The organism is Pseudoalteromonas sp. MM17-2 (assembly GCF_022347945.1).
GTDB lineage: Bacteria > Pseudomonadota > Gammaproteobacteria > Enterobacterales > Alteromonadaceae > Pseudoalteromonas > Pseudoalteromonas ruthenica.
In genome coordinates this window covers 43,032-59,228 of sequence record NZ_JAKRFV010000001.1, presented here as the reverse complement: position 1 = coordinate 59,228, position 16,197 = coordinate 43,032, and the positions used below count along the sequence as shown (strand labels likewise).

The 16,197-nt window shown below is 48.3% G+C and carries 14 protein-coding genes; 9 read left to right on the top strand and 5 right to left on the bottom strand.

Going from position 1 to position 16,197, the window contains the following annotated elements; translation table 11 throughout:
• Positions 1 to 2 precede the first annotated feature (2 nt).
• Genes MHM93_RS00290 through MHM93_RS00280 form a run of 3 tightly spaced genes read right to left on the bottom strand, consistent with a single transcriptional unit; the run spans position 3 to position 3,207 of the window.
• A complete protein-coding gene (locus tag MHM93_RS00290) occupies positions 3 to 1,610 on the bottom strand; it encodes a carboxyl transferase domain-containing protein (protein ID WP_239447513.1) in 1,608 nt (535 codons plus the stop codon).
• Between the two features lie 8 nt (positions 1,611 to 1,618).
• On the bottom strand, positions 1,619 to 2,794 hold the full coding sequence (locus MHM93_RS00285) for an isovaleryl-CoA dehydrogenase (RefSeq protein WP_022944556.1): 1,176 nt from the start codon (positions 2,792 to 2,794) through the stop codon (positions 1,619 to 1,621).
• 5 nt (positions 2,795 to 2,799) lie between these two features.
• Entirely contained in the window at positions 2,800 to 3,207 is a 408-nt protein-coding gene (locus MHM93_RS00280; RefSeq protein WP_239447512.1) for a MerR family DNA-binding transcriptional regulator, read from the bottom strand.
• A gap of 293 nt (positions 3,208 to 3,500) precedes the next feature.
• Here MHM93_RS00280 and MHM93_RS00275 point away from each other — a divergent pair, with 293 nt between their 5' ends.
• From MHM93_RS00275 to MHM93_RS00245, 7 genes are read left to right on the top strand one after another with little or no spacing between them, the layout of a single operon-like run.
• A complete protein-coding gene (locus MHM93_RS00275; RefSeq protein ID WP_045978804.1) occupies positions 3,501 to 4,694 on the top strand; it encodes an acetyl-CoA C-acyltransferase in 1,194 nt (397 codons plus the stop codon).
• Positions 4,695 to 4,753: 59 nt separating this feature from the next.
• Positions 4,754 to 6,244: a CoA-acylating methylmalonate-semialdehyde dehydrogenase gene (locus tag MHM93_RS00270; protein WP_239447511.1), complete on the top strand. Its 1,491-nt coding sequence runs from the start codon at positions 4,754 to 4,756 to the stop codon at positions 6,242 to 6,244.
• A gap of 53 nt (positions 6,245 to 6,297) precedes the next feature.
• Entirely contained in the window at positions 6,298 to 7,455 is a 1,158-nt protein-coding gene (locus MHM93_RS00265; RefSeq protein WP_239447510.1) for an acyl-CoA dehydrogenase family protein, read from the top strand.
• A gap of 9 nt (positions 7,456 to 7,464) precedes the next feature.
• Positions 7,465 to 8,244 (top strand): enoyl-CoA hydratase, encoded by a 780-nt coding sequence (locus tag MHM93_RS00260; RefSeq protein ID WP_022944551.1) that lies wholly within the window; start codon positions 7,465 to 7,467, stop codon positions 8,242 to 8,244.
• Positions 8,244 to 9,377 carry an enoyl-CoA hydratase/isomerase family protein gene (locus tag MHM93_RS00255; protein ID WP_022944550.1) on the top strand — a complete coding sequence of 378 codons (1,134 nt, stop codon included), beginning with the start codon at positions 8,244 to 8,246 and terminating at the stop codon, positions 9,375 to 9,377. Before MHM93_RS00260 ends, MHM93_RS00255 begins: the two co-directional genes overlap by 1 nt.
• Positions 9,378 to 9,385: 8 nt before the next feature.
• A complete protein-coding gene (mmsB, locus tag MHM93_RS00250; RefSeq protein ID WP_239447509.1) occupies positions 9,386 to 10,273 on the top strand; it encodes a 3-hydroxyisobutyrate dehydrogenase in 888 nt (295 codons plus the stop codon).
• A 2-nt stretch (positions 10,274 to 10,275) separates the two neighbouring features.
• A complete protein-coding gene (locus MHM93_RS00245) occupies positions 10,276 to 11,049 on the top strand; it encodes an SDR family oxidoreductase (protein ID WP_022944548.1) in 774 nt (257 codons plus the stop codon).
• A gap of 51 nt (positions 11,050 to 11,100) precedes the next feature.
• On the opposite strand, the gene MHM93_RS00240 is transcribed toward MHM93_RS00245, so the two are convergent.
• The gene (locus MHM93_RS00240; protein WP_239447508.1) at positions 11,101 to 12,834 is read right to left on the bottom strand and encodes a hypothetical protein; all 1,734 of its coding nucleotides are present in this window, start codon (positions 12,832 to 12,834) and stop codon (positions 11,101 to 11,103) included.
• A gap of 160 nt (positions 12,835 to 12,994) precedes the next feature.
• Between MHM93_RS00240 and MHM93_RS00235 the strand changes: the two genes are divergently transcribed.
• Both MHM93_RS00235 and rmf read left to right on the top strand, forming a co-directional pair.
• On the top strand, positions 12,995 to 14,812 hold the full coding sequence (locus tag MHM93_RS00235) for a protein kinase (protein WP_239447507.1): 1,818 nt from the start codon (positions 12,995 to 12,997) through the stop codon (positions 14,810 to 14,812).
• Positions 14,813 to 15,267: 455 nt separating this feature from the next.
• Positions 15,268 to 15,438, top strand: a complete 171-nt coding sequence (gene rmf / locus MHM93_RS00230) for a ribosome modulation factor (protein WP_026111006.1) — start codon at positions 15,268 to 15,270, stop codon at positions 15,436 to 15,438.
• Between the two features lie 61 nt (positions 15,439 to 15,499).
• On the opposite strand, the gene fabA is transcribed toward rmf, so the two are convergent.
• Entirely contained in the window at positions 15,500 to 16,015 is a 516-nt protein-coding gene (fabA, locus tag MHM93_RS00225) for a bifunctional 3-hydroxydecanoyl-ACP dehydratase/trans-2-decenoyl-ACP isomerase (RefSeq protein WP_026111005.1), read from the bottom strand.
• Between the last annotated feature and the right edge of the window lie 182 nt (positions 16,016 to 16,197).

Here is a 16,197-nt window from a genome sequence, read left to right as displayed (position 1 = left end):
CCTTACATCCTAAATATGCCAAACTCGGATTCTTTCGCTGGCGCGTTGGTGGTGGCCTCAAGTGCCAAACCGAGTACCGAGCGGGTGTCGGCAGGGTCTATGATGCCGTCGTCCCAAAGCCTTGCACTGGCGTAGTAGGGGTGTCCTTGGCGCTCATACTGCTCAATGATGGGCTTTTTAAATTCATCTAGCTGTTCATCGCTCATGGACTCGCCTTTGCGCGCTAGGCCATCTTGCTTCACTTGTGCTAATACCCCTGCGGCCTGCTCACCGCCCATCACCGAAATACGGGCGTTGGGCCACATCCACATCATGGTCGGCTCATAGGCGCGGCCACACATGCCGTAGTTACCGGCGCCATAAGAGCCACCAATAAGAATGGTAAACTTAGGCACCTCGGCACAACTTACGGCGGTCACCATTTTCGCGCCGTGCTTGGCGATGCCTTCGGCCTCGTATTTCTGCCCGACCATAAAGCCGGTAATATTCTGTAAAAACACCAATGGGATATTACGTTTGGCACACAGCTGAATAAAATGCGCGCCTTTTTGCGCCGACTCGCTAAACAACACGCCGTTGTTAGCAACAATGCCTACCGGGTGGCCGTAAATCTCGGCAAAGCCGGTCACTAAGGTCTCGCCAAAGTAGCGCTTAAATTCATCAAAAGAAGAGTCATCGACGACGCGCGCAATCACCTCGCGCACATCAAAGCTCTTTTTCAAGTCGGTGCCGACAATGCCGTAGAGCTCGTGGATATCGTAGCGTGGTGCCTTAATCTCTTTTAATACCGGCGCGACTGGGCGTACATGATTGGTGCGGGCAATACATTGGCGCGCAATCGACAGGGCGTGCTCGTCATTGTCAGCATAATGGTCAGCCACACCGGAGGTTTTACAATGCACATCGGCACCGCCTAAGTCTTCGGCGCTCACTTCTTCCCCGGTAGCCGCTTTAACCAAAGGTGGGCCGGCAAGGAAAATAGTGCCTTGCTCTTTGACAATAATACTTTCATCGGCCATCGCGGGAACATAGGCGCCACCAGCGGTACACAGCCCCATAACCACGGCGATTTGTGGGATCCCTTTTGCCGACATGCGAGCCTGATTGTAGAAGATACGGCCAAAATGCAATTTATCGGGAAACACTTCGTCTTGCTCTGGCAGGTTAGCGCCGCCGGAGTCGACTAAATAAATACAAGGTAGGTGACAACGCTCGGCAATTTCTTGAGCGCGCAGGTGCTTTTTCACCGTCAGCGGGAAGTAGGTGCCGCCTTTAACGGTGGCGTCGTTACCGACAATCATGCATTCCACGCCTTGCACTCGACCTATCCCGGCAACCACACCTGCGCAGGGAATGTCTTGCTCATAAACGCCGTGGGCGGCGAACTGGCCGATTTCCAAAAACGGCGAGCCCTCATCGAGCAAATGTTCAATACGGTCACGAACAAATAACTTGCCTCGACTTTGGTGGCGCTCCACGTATTTCGGACCGCCGCCGCCACGAATGGTGGCGGCGCGCTCATGAAGGTCTTGAACCAACGAGCGCATCGACTCGTCGTTATTGAGGAACTGCGGGTCTTTAGGATTAATAGCAGAAGATAAAATCGTCATAACGCACCTTAGCGGCTTTCTGTGAATAGCTCGCGGCCAATCAGCATACGGCGAATTTCTGATGTGCCAGCACCAATTTCATACAGCTTGGCATCGCGCAGCAGGCGCCCAGTTGGGTATTCGTTTATGTAGCCATTGCCGCCTAGAATCTGAATCGCGTCTAAGGCCATTTTTGTTGCTAGTTCAGCCGCGTATAGGATAACGCCAGCGGCATCTTTACGGGTGGTTTCGCCTCTGTCGCACGCTTGGGCAACGGTGTACACATAGGAGCGTGCGGCATTCATTTGCGTATACATGTCGGCAATTTTGCCCTGAATAAGTTGGAAGTTACCAATAGGGCTGTCGAACTGTTTACGCTCATGAATATAAGGAACGACCACGTCCATACACGCTTGCATAATACCCAGTGGTCCGCCGGCGAGTACTACGCGCTCATAATCAAGGCCACTCATAAGTACTTTGACCCCCTCATTCAGGTTGCCAAGAATGTTCTCCTCGGGCACGGCGCAATCTTCAAACACTAATTCACAGGTGTTTGAGCCACGCATCCCCAATTTATCTAGTTTTTGCGCTTGGCTGAACCCAGGAGTGTCACGCTCGACGATAAACGCGGTGATCCCTTTCGGGCCGGCGCTGGCATCGGTTTTGGCATAAATTACAAAGGTGTGAGCGTCAGGACCATTGGTGATCCACATCTTGTTGCCGTTTAGAATATAGTGGTCGCCTTTTTTCTCCGCTTTTAAGCGCATAGACACCACGTCTGAACCGGCACCAGGTTCACTCATCGCCAATGCACCGATGTGCTCACCACTGACCAGCTTAGGCAGATATTTTTCTTTTTGTTGCTCGTTACCGTTACGGAAGATTTGGTTAACGCAAAGGTTAGAGTGTGCGCCATAGCTTAAGCCAATTGAGGCGCTGGCACGGCTTACTTCTTCCATGGCAATAACATGTTCTAGATAGCCTAAGCCGGCACCACCATATTGCTCATCTACCGTCATGCCTAGGAGCCCCATCTCACCAAATTTAGGCCACAGCTCATTGGGGAACATGTTTTTCTCATCAGTTTGTTCAGCAAGCGGCGCAATCTCGGCGCTGGCGAATGAGTTTACGTGAGAGCGGATCATATCGGCTGTTTCCCCGAGGCCGAAGTTGAGTTCTTTGTAAAGCGAAATTGTACTCATGGTGATTAATCCTGTTGTAAATGTGAGAGGGTTTCACGGCAGCGTTTCTCAGCCGTAACGAGTTCCATTAGCACGACTTTAATGTCGTCCATTTGCTGATTGAGGTGTGCTTTTTTATCTTCGATAAGATCGAGCATAGTGACAAGCTGCTTGGAACTGGATTTGTCCGCGTCATAAAGTTCGAACAATCGACCCGTTTCTGCTAGGGTGAAACCTAAGCGTTTACCGCGAAGGATCAGCTTCAAGCGCACTTTATCGCGTTTAGAATAGATTCTGGTTTGGCCATTTCGTCTCGGAGTAATAAGCCCTTGGTCTTCGTAAAAACGAATACTGCGGGTGGTTATATCAAACTCCTTGGCAAGCTCGCTGATAGAGAACGTTTGCTCGCTGGCCGTTGGGCTTTGCTCTGTCATTGTCTTTTAGTCTTATCTACTACAAATTTTTAACACCAATATAAGTGAAGTTTACGTAAAGGTAAAGCTGCATTTGGTGCTCGCTTTTATTCTTCTATTTTCTTTTCCATAAGCCCTGAAGGTAACTGTTTATAAGGCCTTGCTTAAACTGGCGTTGTTTTTATAGGCGTAACTAGGCGGTGGCTGCTAAAGTTTACAGCGATTGAAATTTCATCATTTCACTTATCTAATTGACGTTGGCGTAAACGTAAATTTTATGTATGCTCAAGTGAAATTGATATGGAGAACACAGTATGAGTACACCATTGCAGGATAACGATATTGTTATTGTTAGTGCCCAGCGTACCGCCATGGGTGGTTTTATGGGTGCACTAAGCGGTGCCAGCGCCACTGAGTTGGGTGCTAGCGCAATCAAAGGCGCCTTAGCGAGCGTTAATCTAGATGCCGGCGAAATTGACGAAGTGATTATGGGGTGTGTTTTGCCCGCTGCTTTGGGTCAAGCGCCTGCGCGTCAAGCGATGTTGAAAGCAGGAATGGAAAAGCACACTGGTGCAACAACCATTAATAAGGTGTGTGGCTCAGGTCTTAAAGCGGTAATGCTGGCTCATGACCTAATCAAAGCAGGCAGTGTTAATAGTGTTATCGCTGGTGGCATGGAAAGCATGTCTAATGCTCCTTATATGTTACCTAAGGCGCGCTCGGGTATGCGCATGGGCCACGGCGAAGTAAAAGACCATATGATGATGGATGGCTTAGAGGACGCTTACGATAATCTCGCGATGGGGTGTTTTGCACAAAGCACTGCCGATCAATACGACATGACTCGTGAGCAAATGGACGAATTTGCACTTAATTCTCTCGCTAAGGCCAATAAAGCGATTGAAAGCGGGGCCTTTAAAGCGGAAATCACCGCGCACACTATCAGCAGTCGTAAAGGAGACGTGACAGTGGAGGTGGATGAGCAACCAGGCAACGCCCGTCCAGATAAAATTCCGTCACTGCGCCCAGCGTTTAAAAAAGACGGCACCATCACCGCCGCAAACTCTTCGTCAATCTCCGATGGCGCTGCAGCACTTGTGGTAATGAGCTACGGCGAAGCGCAAAAACAAGGCATGACCCCCATTGCCCGGATCAGCGGACACAGTACCCACTCACGTTTACCGGCTGAATTTACCATCGCCCCTGTTGGCGCTATGGAAAAGCTACTGAAAAAGCTTGATTGGCAAGTAGACGACGTTGATTTATGGGAAATCAATGAAGCCTTTGCCATGGTTACGATGCTGGCTATTAATGAAATGAAACTTGATGCTGACAAAGTTAATGTCCACGGCGGCGCGTGTGCACTTGGCCATCCAATTGGAGCCAGTGGTGCACGAATTTTGACCACGCTAATTCATGCGTTGCGTAACCAAGGCAAACAGCGCGGTGTCGCGTCACTGTGTATCGGCGGCGGTGAAGCCGTTGCTTTGGCTATCGAAACACTTTAATTTTTTCGCGCCCATAATTACTACAACACTGGGCGCTGCTATTTTGGGGAGTATGCATCATGCATCAGGTACCACTTTATATCGGCGGCGAAATGCGCCAATCCACATCATCACAATGGCTGGATGTTCTTAACCCAGCAAACCAAGAAGTCTTGGCGCAAGTGCCACTGGCTACCGAAGACGAAGTTAATGAGGCGATTGCCTCAGCTAAAGAAGCGTTTAAAACGTGGAAAGATGTGCCGGTCACTGAGCGAGCGCGCATTATGATGCGTTATGCGCAGTTACTAAAAGAGCATCATGATGAAATAGCTACAATTATCTGCCATGAGTTAGGTAAAACTTTTGAAGATGCCAAAGGCGACGTTTGGCGTGGTATTGAGGTTGTTGAGCAAGCGGCGAACGCCCCATCAAATATGATGGGGGAGACGGTTTCTAACGTCGCCCGTAATATTGATACCTATTCATTAATCCAACCTTTAGGGGTATGTGCGGGGATCACCCCGTTTAACTTCCCGGCGATGATCCCACTGTGGATGTTCCCACTGGCTATCGTCTGTGGCAATACCTTTGTCCTTAAGCCCTCTGAGCAAGACCCGCTTACACCGATGCGCCTAGTGGAGTTATTTGAAGAGGCTGGTGCACCTAAAGGGGTATTGCAGGTAGTGCATGGCGCAAAAGATCAGGTGAATCAGATCCTAGAGCACGATGATGTGCGCGCTATCTCGTTTGTCGGCTCCTGTGCAGTAGGTCAATACATTTACGATAAAGGCACCGCTAATCTTAAACGGGTGCAGTGCTGTGTGGGTGCGAAAAACCACCTCGTGGTGATGCCAGATGCGCATAAAGAGAATGTTATTAATAACCTAGTGGGCTCTTCTGTTGGCGCCGCAGGACAACGCTGTATGGGTATTTCCGTAGCGGTGTTCGTGGGTCAGTCAAAGCAATGGGTTGATGATTTGAAAACCGCATTGAGCAAAGTACGCCCAGGCACTTGGGATAACCAAGATGCTGCGTATGGCCCGCAAACCACCGCAGCCGCCAAAGAGCGTATTTTATCACTGATTGCCAAAGGTAAAGAAGAAGGTGCCGAGTGTTTGCTTGATGGTTCAGATTGCACTGTAGAAGGCTATGAGAAGGGCAACTGGGTGGGGCCAACTTTATTTGCCGATGTGAGACCAGAGATGGCTATCTACCGCGAAGAGATTTTTGGCCCGGTACTGTGCTGTGTGTTTGTGGATACCTTGGAAGAGGCCATCGCCTTAATCAATGACAACCCTTATGGCAATGGTACGTCGTTATTCACAGCAAGCGGCGCAGCGGCACGTAAGTTTCAGCACCATATTGAAGTGGGTCAAGTGGGTATTAACGTGCCAATTCCTGTGCCGTTACCGTTTTTCTCCTTTACTGGCTGGAAGGGCTCGTTTTATGGCGACCAGCATACCTATGGCAAACAAGGTGTGCGTTTTTACACTGAGACCAAAACCATCACCGCACGTTGGTTTGAAGACGACGCCGTCAGCGGTCCCAATATGAGCATCAACCTAAAATAACTGGTTCGGCCGGTTAATTCCGGCCGCTATGTAAGTAGTAAAGAGAGTGCATTATGGATTTTAACCTTACAGAAGACCAACAAGCCTTTGCCGATATGGCTGAGCGTTTTGCAGCCCAAGAGTTGGCCCCGTTTGCAGCTAAATGGGACCAAGAACATATTTTTCCAATCGAGACCCTACAGAAAGCCGGTGAGCTGGGTTTTTGTGGCCTCTATACTCCGGAAGACGTCGGTGGTCTAGGGCTGTCACGTCTTGACTCAAGCATTATTTTCGAGCAGCTAGCGAAAGGCTGTACCGCCACAACCGCCATGCTTACTATCCATAATATGGCGACCTGGATGGTCGCAAGCTTTGGTACCGATAGCGCCAAGGAGCGTTATTGCCCTGAGCTGGTCACCGGTGAAAAACTGGCTTCGTATTGTCTAACCGAGCCAGGCAGTGGCTCAGATGCGGCGTCGCTGAAGACCAAAGCGGTTCGTGACGGGGATGATTATCTGATCAGCGGCTCAAAAATGTTTATTTCCGGCGCTGGCAGTACCCAAGTGTTAGTAGTGATGGCACGCACCGGCGAAGCAGGGTCCAAGGGCATTAGCGCTTTTGTTGTGCCTGCCGATGCCGAAGGGATCAGCTATGGTAAAGCAGAAGAGAAAATGGGCTGGAACGCGCAGCCAACTCGTTTGGTCACGTTTGAAAATGTACGCATTCCTCAAGACCATTTGTTAGGCCAAGAGGGCGAGGGCTTTAAGTTTGCCATGCAAGGGCTTGATGGTGGCCGCATTAATATTGCGACCTGTTCATTAGGTACGGCGCAGCAGGCATTGAACACGGCTAAAGAGTATCTTAAAGAGCGTGAACAGTTTGGTAAGCCATTAGCGGCGTTTCAGGCACTGCAGTTTAAGCTTGCAGATATGAACACCGAACTGGTGGCGGCCCGACAAATGATCCGCTTAGCGGCGTTTAAGCTCGATAACAATGACAGTGAAAAAACCACTTACTGCGCAATGGCTAAACGCTTTGCCACCGATGTGGGCGTAAAGGTGTGCGATGACGCACTGCAAATTCATGGCGGTTATGGCTATATCAAAGAATACCCATTGGAGCGCCACCTTCGTGATGTGCGTGTACATCAAATTTTAGAAGGCACTAACGAAATAATGCGAGTGATCATTGCGCGCCGTATTTTGGCCGATCACGTCAGCGAAATTCTATAAGGAGTCATTATGTCCTCAGCACAAATAAAGTTGGAAAAACGTGGCCACACCGCCATTTTAACAATGAGCAACCCACCGGCTAATACGTGGACGAAAGAGACACTGACAGCACTTAAAGAGCAGGTTGAAGCCCTAAACGCCGACAAGGACATTTTTGCCTTGGTGCTTACCGGTGAAGGAGAGAAGTTTTTCTCTGCTGGGGCCGATTTAAATGTGTTTGCCAGTGGCGATAAAGGGGTTGCTGCACAAATGTCACAAGTATTTGGCGCCGCCTTTGAAACCTTAAGCGATTTTCGTGGTGTGTCTATTGCTGCCATCAATGGTTTTGCTATGGGCGGAGGCTTGGAAGTGGCCTTAGCCTGTGATATTCGCATCGCCGAAGAGCAAGCGCAGATGGCCTTACCTGAGGCAAAAGTGGGTCTGCTTCCGTGTGCTGGTGGCACTCAAAATTTGGCGCTCTTAGTTGGTGAAGGTTGGGCTAAGCGCATGATTTTGTGTGGTGAGCGTATTAAAGCGGACAAAGCGCATAGCATAGGCTTAATTGAAGAGGTCGTTGGCAGCGGTGAAAGCTTAGATAAAGCTCTTGCCCTCGCTGAGCAGGTAGGTGAGCAAAGCCCAGTCGCGGTCAGCTATTGTAAAACCCTTATTCAACAGGGTCGTCATGGCGATATTCGCAGCGCTTTGCCACTTGAGCGCGAGTTATTCGTGAAGCTATTCGACACCCAAGACCAAACCGAAGGCGTTAACGCGTTTCTAGAAAAGCGTAAAGCGAAGTGGGTGAATGGCTAATGGACGAACTTATCCCGTTAAATAATCAAGACGCCGAAGTTGTCTTTGAACTGGCTCAGTGCAGCAACGGTTCTAAAATTGGATTGGCAACACTCAATGTCCCTAAGGCTCTCAACGCGCTGAACTTGAATATGATTCGCTTGCTTGATAAGCAATTGAAGCATTGGGCCGATGACGATGAGTTAGCCTTTGTAGTTCTTAAGGGGATGGGCGATAAAGCGTTTTGTGCTGGTGGTGATGTCGTCAGCTTGCACAGCGCTATGGCTACAGGGGAGCCTGCAGACTATGGGCAGACCTTTTTCAGTGAGGAATATCGTCTTGATTATGCCATCCACTGTTACAACAAACCGATTGTTGTGTGGGGCGATGGCATTATCATGGGCGGCGGTATGGGCCTAATGGCTGGCGCAAGTCATCGGGTGGTTACTGAGCGCTCAAAGCTTGCAATGCCAGAGATCACCATTGGCTTATACCCAGATGTAGGCGCGAGCTACTTTTTGCAAAAAGCACCGGACAACATTGGCTTGTTCTTAGGCCTGACCGGGGCATTGATGAATGCCGATGATGCGCGCTTCGCTGCCCTTGCCGATCACAGTATCGATAGCAATAAGTTTACCGCTTTGCTGGCAACCTTGTGCGAGCAAAGTTGGGGCAAAGTAGCTGCACTCAATCATGATAAGCTCACTCAACTTTTGAAGAAGTTTGATGGTGAGTCAAAAACCATGGAAAAAGGTGGCCTGCGCACTCATTTGAACACCATAAATCGTATGAGCGAGTACAGCGATTTAGCAGGTAAGGTAAACTACCTTACGGGTATAGAAAGTGATGATAAATGGTTAGCTAAAGCCGTAAAAACGCTTAAGCATGGATGTCCGCTAAGTGCTCATCTGGTATTTGAACAACTTAAGCGTGCTCAAGGGCTATCACTCAAAGCCTGCTTCAAAATGGAGCTGGGTATGTCGGTGACATGCTGTGAAGTGGGTGAGTTTCAAGAAGGGGTGCGCGCATTGCTGATAGACAAAGACATGAGTCCGCAGTGGCAATACCCCAGTTTGCAAGAGGTACCTGAGTCGGTAATTGAGCGCTTTTTTAATCGCCAGTGGCGTGAACACCCACTTGAAACCCTAGTCTAGGAGGCAGCATGGCAAAGATAGGATTTATTGGTTTAGGTAATATGGGTGCGCCTATGGCGCGTAACCTAATTAAGGCCGGCCACTCGGTGAGTGTCTTTGATTTAAACAAGCAGGTGGTCAACGACCTTGCCGATGAAGGCGCGCATGCAGGTACTACCGCTGATGAGGTCACTCACGGCGCACAGTTTGTGATCTCCATGTTGCCAGCTGCAAAGCATGTTAAGTCGTTATACTTGGCAGACGATGGTTTAATCCATCATTTAGCCAGTGACACCGTAGTGATTGACTGTTCAACCATTGATGCGGCCAGTGCCACTGAAGTCGGACAAGCCTTAGCCGATAAGGGCATTGCCTTTGTCGATGCGCCCGTCTCGGGCGGGGTCGCTGGAGCCAGCGCCGGTACCTTGACCTTTATTGTTGGTGGCGCTAAGACTCACTTTAATGCCGTGCAACCGGTCCTAGAAGATATGGGGAAAAATATCTTCCATGCTGGCGATATTGGCGCCGGTCAGGTTGCAAAAATCTGCAATAACATGCTGCTGAGTATTTTAATGGCAGGGACCAGTGAAGCGCTGCAAATGGGCATTAATCACGGCTTAGACCCCAAAGTGCTGTCGGATATCATGGTCAATAGCTCGGGGCGGAACTGGACGTTAGAATTGTACAATCCTTGCCCTGGGGTACTGGAAAACGCGCCATCAAGCAATAATTATCAGCCCGGTTTTATGGTCGATTTAATGGCCAAAGATTTGGGCTTAGCACTGGAAGCCGCGCAGAATTCTGGCTCGGCTACCCCTTTAGGGGCGCTCAGCAAAAACTTGTACACCCTGCTACAAAACCAAGGGGCAGGGGCGCAAGACTTCAGTGCTATATTCAATTTATTCGAGAAGAAGTAATCATGGAATTAAACAATAAAGTAGTCGTCGTCACCGGTGGAGCCCAAGGTTTGGGATTATCGATGGCCGCTATGGCGGCGAAAGCCGGTGCACATTTGGCGCTGATTGATATGGACAGCGCTTTATTAGACGAGGCGATAGCACAGCTAAAAACTCACAGCACGCTCGCCGATGCCAAAATCCAAGGCTATATCTGCAATGTCAGCGTTGAACAAGAAGTTGAGCAGACATTCGCTGCTATAGCGAAAGACTTTGGTGCTATCCACGGCTTGATAAACAATGCCGGCATCTTGCGTGATGGCTTATTTATCAAGGCGAAAGAGGGCAAGGTGGTCGATAAAATGTCACTAAGCCAATTTCAATCGGTCATTGATGTCAACCTGACCGGGGTGTTCTTGTGCGGGCGCGAAGCCGCCGTGCACATGGTGGAGCACGCCGAGGGCGGGGTGATTATTAATATGTCCAGCGTGGCTCGTTCCGGAAACATGGGGCAAACTAACTACTCAGCAGCTAAAGCGGGTGTAGTGGCCATGACCACAAGCTGGGCTAAAGAGCTTGGTCGTTATGGTATTCGTGTGGGCGCCATTGCACCTGGCGTGATCCGCACCAAAATGACCGATGCAATGAAGCCTGAAGCGAAAGAGCGTCTTGTTAAAATGAAGCCGGTGGGCCGTTTAGGTGAAGCAGAAGAAATCGCGCATACGGCGAAGTACATCTTCGAAAATGATTTCTTTACCGGTCGCGTGGTCGAGATAGACGGCGGTATTCGCTTGTAGTATTGGCAAGCTAAATAAAACAAAGGGCGCTGTTAGCGCCCTTTTTAGTGGTTATTTACTTTTGCTGATATTGGTTTCAGATTTCATCTCAATGCCGTTGTCGGTGATATCTGTTGTCAATGATAGCTTCATGTTTTGTTTAGCCAACGAGTGGATTTCAGGTGGCAATTCTTCACCTGTGCTGGCGGCTGCTTCAAGAACAATATCCATCATCGGTGCAAATTGCAGGCTCATGCCTAATACACCGTTGGCATCTACTGCTTGTGAACTCATGTCAGCAGCGAGCGCTGTTGATTTTTCACCATTGTATACGGTGATGTGCTGACCGTTTATAGCCAATTGAGCATCGACGTTGCCGCTGGCAGGCACAGGCATAATTTCATTCATCGAAATAGGCGTGCCATCACTAGGGATTTCAATTTGTGCTAGCTGCGGCACCAACCCTTTTGCGGTGTTTATGAGTGTTGTTGGATCATCGGCGCTAAGCGTGACTAACGCATCAATATCACTTACTTGTGGGGTATAGCCACTGAAATCCATCACCACATTTTGTACGCTAATGCTGATCCCTTTTACTCCGGCAGCCATGCCGGTGGCCATAGCCATAGCCATTGGGTTTGATTGCTTCGCTTGCTGTTGTGCCATCATTAGCGGCTCACAGGTAAACTCAGCCTGCGTAAATGCGCTCCAAACGGTATTAGCAAGTGGTGCAAGTTTACCCACATCGATACCGTAACCGACGCTAAATAAGCCATCGTCTTTATTGGTCACGTGACTTGGAATAAAGCCGCGAACAGTTTGTAACGCGCCCAAAATATCTTTGTCCGTGCTTTCAATGACAATATCCGCATCAAAGTCGGCGCTGCTGTCACTGACTTTGACATTTGATGTGCCAGAGACGATAGCAGGCCATTTCGCTGCAATAGCTGGAATGTCGGCTTTACAACCAGGGGTACGCAAGGCTTGCATTGCTTGTGCTTGGCCCATTTTCGTAAGTATGGCATCAAGCATACTGCTTAAACGTGAAGGTTTGTCAGCGACTGCTGCTGAAGCTAATGCTTCAAAGTTAACATAGCTAATCGAGCTGCCGTCCCACTGATATTTATTGATGTAGTCATTAACACGGTTGGAGCTGTTTAAACTTGTTTGTGCTTTTTCAGTAGCAAGGGCTAGGGCAAGGTCATCTTGATTGTTGAATTCACTATCTAGGGTCACTGTTAGCCAATTATCTTTAATCGCAGCGATAATCGCCACGGAGCTGCTGTCATCAAGTGCAAGGGTAAAGCGGGTGTAAGACTGCGAATTCAATGATTCATCAGCGTAGCTCACGCCCGCGTTGTCCGCTGCTTTTTTCAGCGTATTGATAAAGTTTTGCGGTTGTTCGAGCTCAGCGCGCATTACTGGCATTAAACCAATAGCGTACCCTAGGTAGCGTAGGTCATTACCAATGCCCCACGTTTGCGTATAACTGCCATCGCGTACGCTACGCTCGTACTGGTTTAGTAGTTCGAAGAAGAATACGGCGTTAACGTTTCCTTGAGCCTTTGCATGTTCGATAGCTTGGGTGAGCTCTTCGTCGGTGCCGCTGGACATCATGTCAGATGGCAACAACTGTGCGTATTGCTTATATGGAAACGGTTTTAACTGTGAAGTAAAAAAGACAGTATCAGCAGGCACATAATCTAGCTCAGCCATACTCGCGCCGCCGCCAGCACCTTGGTTTGAATAATAAAGGCCTGCCGCCACAGCAGCGGCAACAGCACCGCCGATTAGTACTTTTTTCATGGGAATTCCCTTTCGTTGTCGTTCAAAGCGTAAAAGAATACGTTATTGCCGTTTTTAGGACAAGCATTTTAGGCGCGCAAAGTGGTGCTTTATGTTGTCGAATATGTAACAAAAAGCGTAAACTTAGCAATTAGTTAGCAGATAACACTCAGAGGCAAGCTTGGCGCAGCGGGCAATCACCAATTTTTATATTAATGAAGAGCAATCTATTTATTTGCTCTCCCATCGCGATGCTAAAAAGCATAAGCAATGGCTGAATATATGCATTAAACAGCTCACCATGCTGGGCTATAAAAATGTTGAGTTAATTGGCTCCGGCGCATTTGGTTTTGTGTTCGCAGGTATTGATGATAGTCAACAACACTGGGTGTTTAAATTCTCTCGTATTACCTTAGCGCAATCAGTGCGCGATAGGCTCGAAGACGAAGCCTATATGCTTTCACGTTTTGATCACCCGATGATCCCGCAATTTTATGCCTTTGAGCGGGTAAAAAAGCAAGGCATATTGATGATGGCGCGAGCTGAGGGTGAAGACTTAGAGCAATTATCTATTCGCCAAGGCAAGTTTACTGCCAAGCAACTTCTCGATTTAGCGCTGCAGCTCCATCAGTTATTACATGTATTACGAAACTACCGAGGGGGGATCACTCCCATGCCGGTTGTTCATGGGGATATTAAGCCTTCCAATTTGGTCTGGGATGAGCGCAGCAAAACCTTGTCATTGGTTGATTGGGGGAGCTCTGTTTATGCGCAGCTGGATGCCAATGGGCAGCCCATTGCCGCAAATGTGATGGACTTAATGTCTGCGGATGTAACCAATACCAACGCGCGCATGGGGGATGTCTACTTTATTGGTGATGAGCAAATGTCTGGGGCGCAATCGTCTCCGCGTTTTGACGAGCAGGGGGTGGCGTCAACGTTGTACGCGCTGGCGTCAGCGCAGTCGTGTCGTTTTGGTGCGCAAGTGATACCTGCTGCATCGCTGGGGTTGCCCAAGGAATTTGCCCGGGTGATTGATGCCATGCTCAGTAAAGACAAAGCAACGCGCGACGCCGGCGGCGACTATTTTATGCGTAATATGCCGACGATGGCCCGCGCCTATGTGCCTGATAATCCGGTGATCCGAGATAAAGCACTAATCCCAGTTTGGAAGGCGCAGGTAGCGACTTTGCCCGATACGGTAGTATATAGCTCGCGTAAGCAGTTTTTGCGTCAGGCAGACAGTCAACAGCGGTTGGTTGATGTTAATGATGCGCAATTGGAGCGCTATTACCGAGAATTTTTATTTGATACCGGTGATACTGAAAAAGCGTTTTTGGCAGCGATCAGCCGCTTGGCCAAGTACCCCGTTGTGGGCGGTTTGAGCTTTCACTGGAAGCAGTCATCACTGTTTGTTGAATCAAGCTTAATTTTGTATGACGAGTCATTAGAGCCTTCATTCCAAGATGCGGTAGATAACACCGTGAAGTTGGCGCAAGGGATCACCCAAAAAGGGTTGTTTAAATGTTGTCTATTCGATGCCCGACAGACAATTCAACTTGAGCGTGATGCCACTGGTGCCTTTAAGTTCGAGCAACTGCCACAATTGCATTATGACGTTATTAATATACCCGGTACTGAGATGCTGAGGCCGCATTCTTATTTTGAAGATGGTAAAGACCCGGATGAGCAGCTACAGCTTCCCAAGAAAATCATTCAATGCGTATTTGAGCTTAATAAAATACATCACACCGGATGCATCATTTTTGAATCTTTGCCCCAACGTTTGAAAATACACCATTATTATCGGTTATTGGATGCCAGCCAAGAAGTGCGGTTTAGCCAACTACTTGACGAGATTATGCAATACGCGATGGCCATTGACGGCATAGGTGTTGCGGGTTTTATGAAACTCCCTTACAAAAACACGCGAGAGTTCGAATTGTGCGCCATGCAGAGCGAAGACTTCCTGGCAAAAAATCCTAAAAAACATAATTGATCCAGTAATCACGTGCACTGTGCATGACTAAGCACATAACAAAGCCAGCGTGATGTTGAACTTAGAGTTAATGTTATTCATGGACATAAATTATGGCAAATTTGTGTCAAATTAAGGGTTGAATTTAAGGTCAATAGACGGCAGATTAGAACTAAGGGCAGGAACTTTTTTAGCGAAACCACTGTCTTTATTTACAAGCGTTAAGCGCGTGTTTGATCATTTAAGCGCGCGCTAAAATCCACGTAAAAATAGTCCAATAAAAAGGTCGGCGAACGCGAGGTACGACCACTGAAATTTTTCAAAACTAAATTTAATCCGCGCTCAGCCAGTTAGGGTTTGTCAATAGGCAAAGGTTAAATTTGTTGATTGCAAGTGACAGTTTTATTAACTATCCATTAAATGTAGATGACCGATTCACTACAACGTATCAAAACTATAATGGTGAGGACTTACCTATGAAGAGACAAAAGCGTGATCGTCTAGAACGTGCACATTCTCAAGGTTATAAAGCAGGCATGGCAGGCCGTTCAAAAGAACATTGCCCCTACCAACAAATAGATCCACGATCACAATGGCTCGGAGGGTGGCGTGAAGCCGTCGAAGACCGCTCTATGTATAAAGTGTAAAGAGCAAAGGAATAAAAGAACGCCGCAATTACGCGGCGTTTTTCGTCTCTAGCGTCTACATTTAGAAAGCGCTGGTATCTTGGAATAAACCCACTTTTAGATCTTTAGCTTCATAAATAACGCGGCCGTCTACTTCCACTGTGCCATCGGCCATACCCATGAATAATTTACGCTTAATCACGCGTTTCATCTGGACACGGTAAGTTACTTTTTTAGCTGTAGGCAAAATTTGTCCGGTGAATTTTACTTCACCTACACCTAGGGCGCGCCCTAAGCCAGGGCCGCCTGACCAACCAAGGAAAAAGCCAACGATCTGCCACATTGCATCGAGGCCAAGGCAGCCGGGCATCACCGGATCGCCTTTAAAGTGACAATCAAAAAACCATAGGTCGGGGTTAATATCGAGTTCAGCGACAATTTCGCCTTTACCGTATTGCCCACCATCATCAGTGATTGAGGTGATACGGTCCATCATCAACATGTTATCGATAGGCAAGCGGCAGTTACCTTCGCCGAACATTTCACCTTGGCCACATGAAACCAAGTCTTCTTTGGAGTAGCTATTTTTTTGTTCCATAACACACTTTATTGTCGAAAATTTGCCAGCTACTTTAGCGTACACTTGTACGCTAAACAACTCTGAACAGTGCTTTAGGATGTTATTTTTACGCCATTTTTGTGTCTGTAGTGTGACTACTTGGTTATTGCCATGTAGCAATGTTGGATTTATCACCAAGGATTCAAATTCAGGCAGCATTT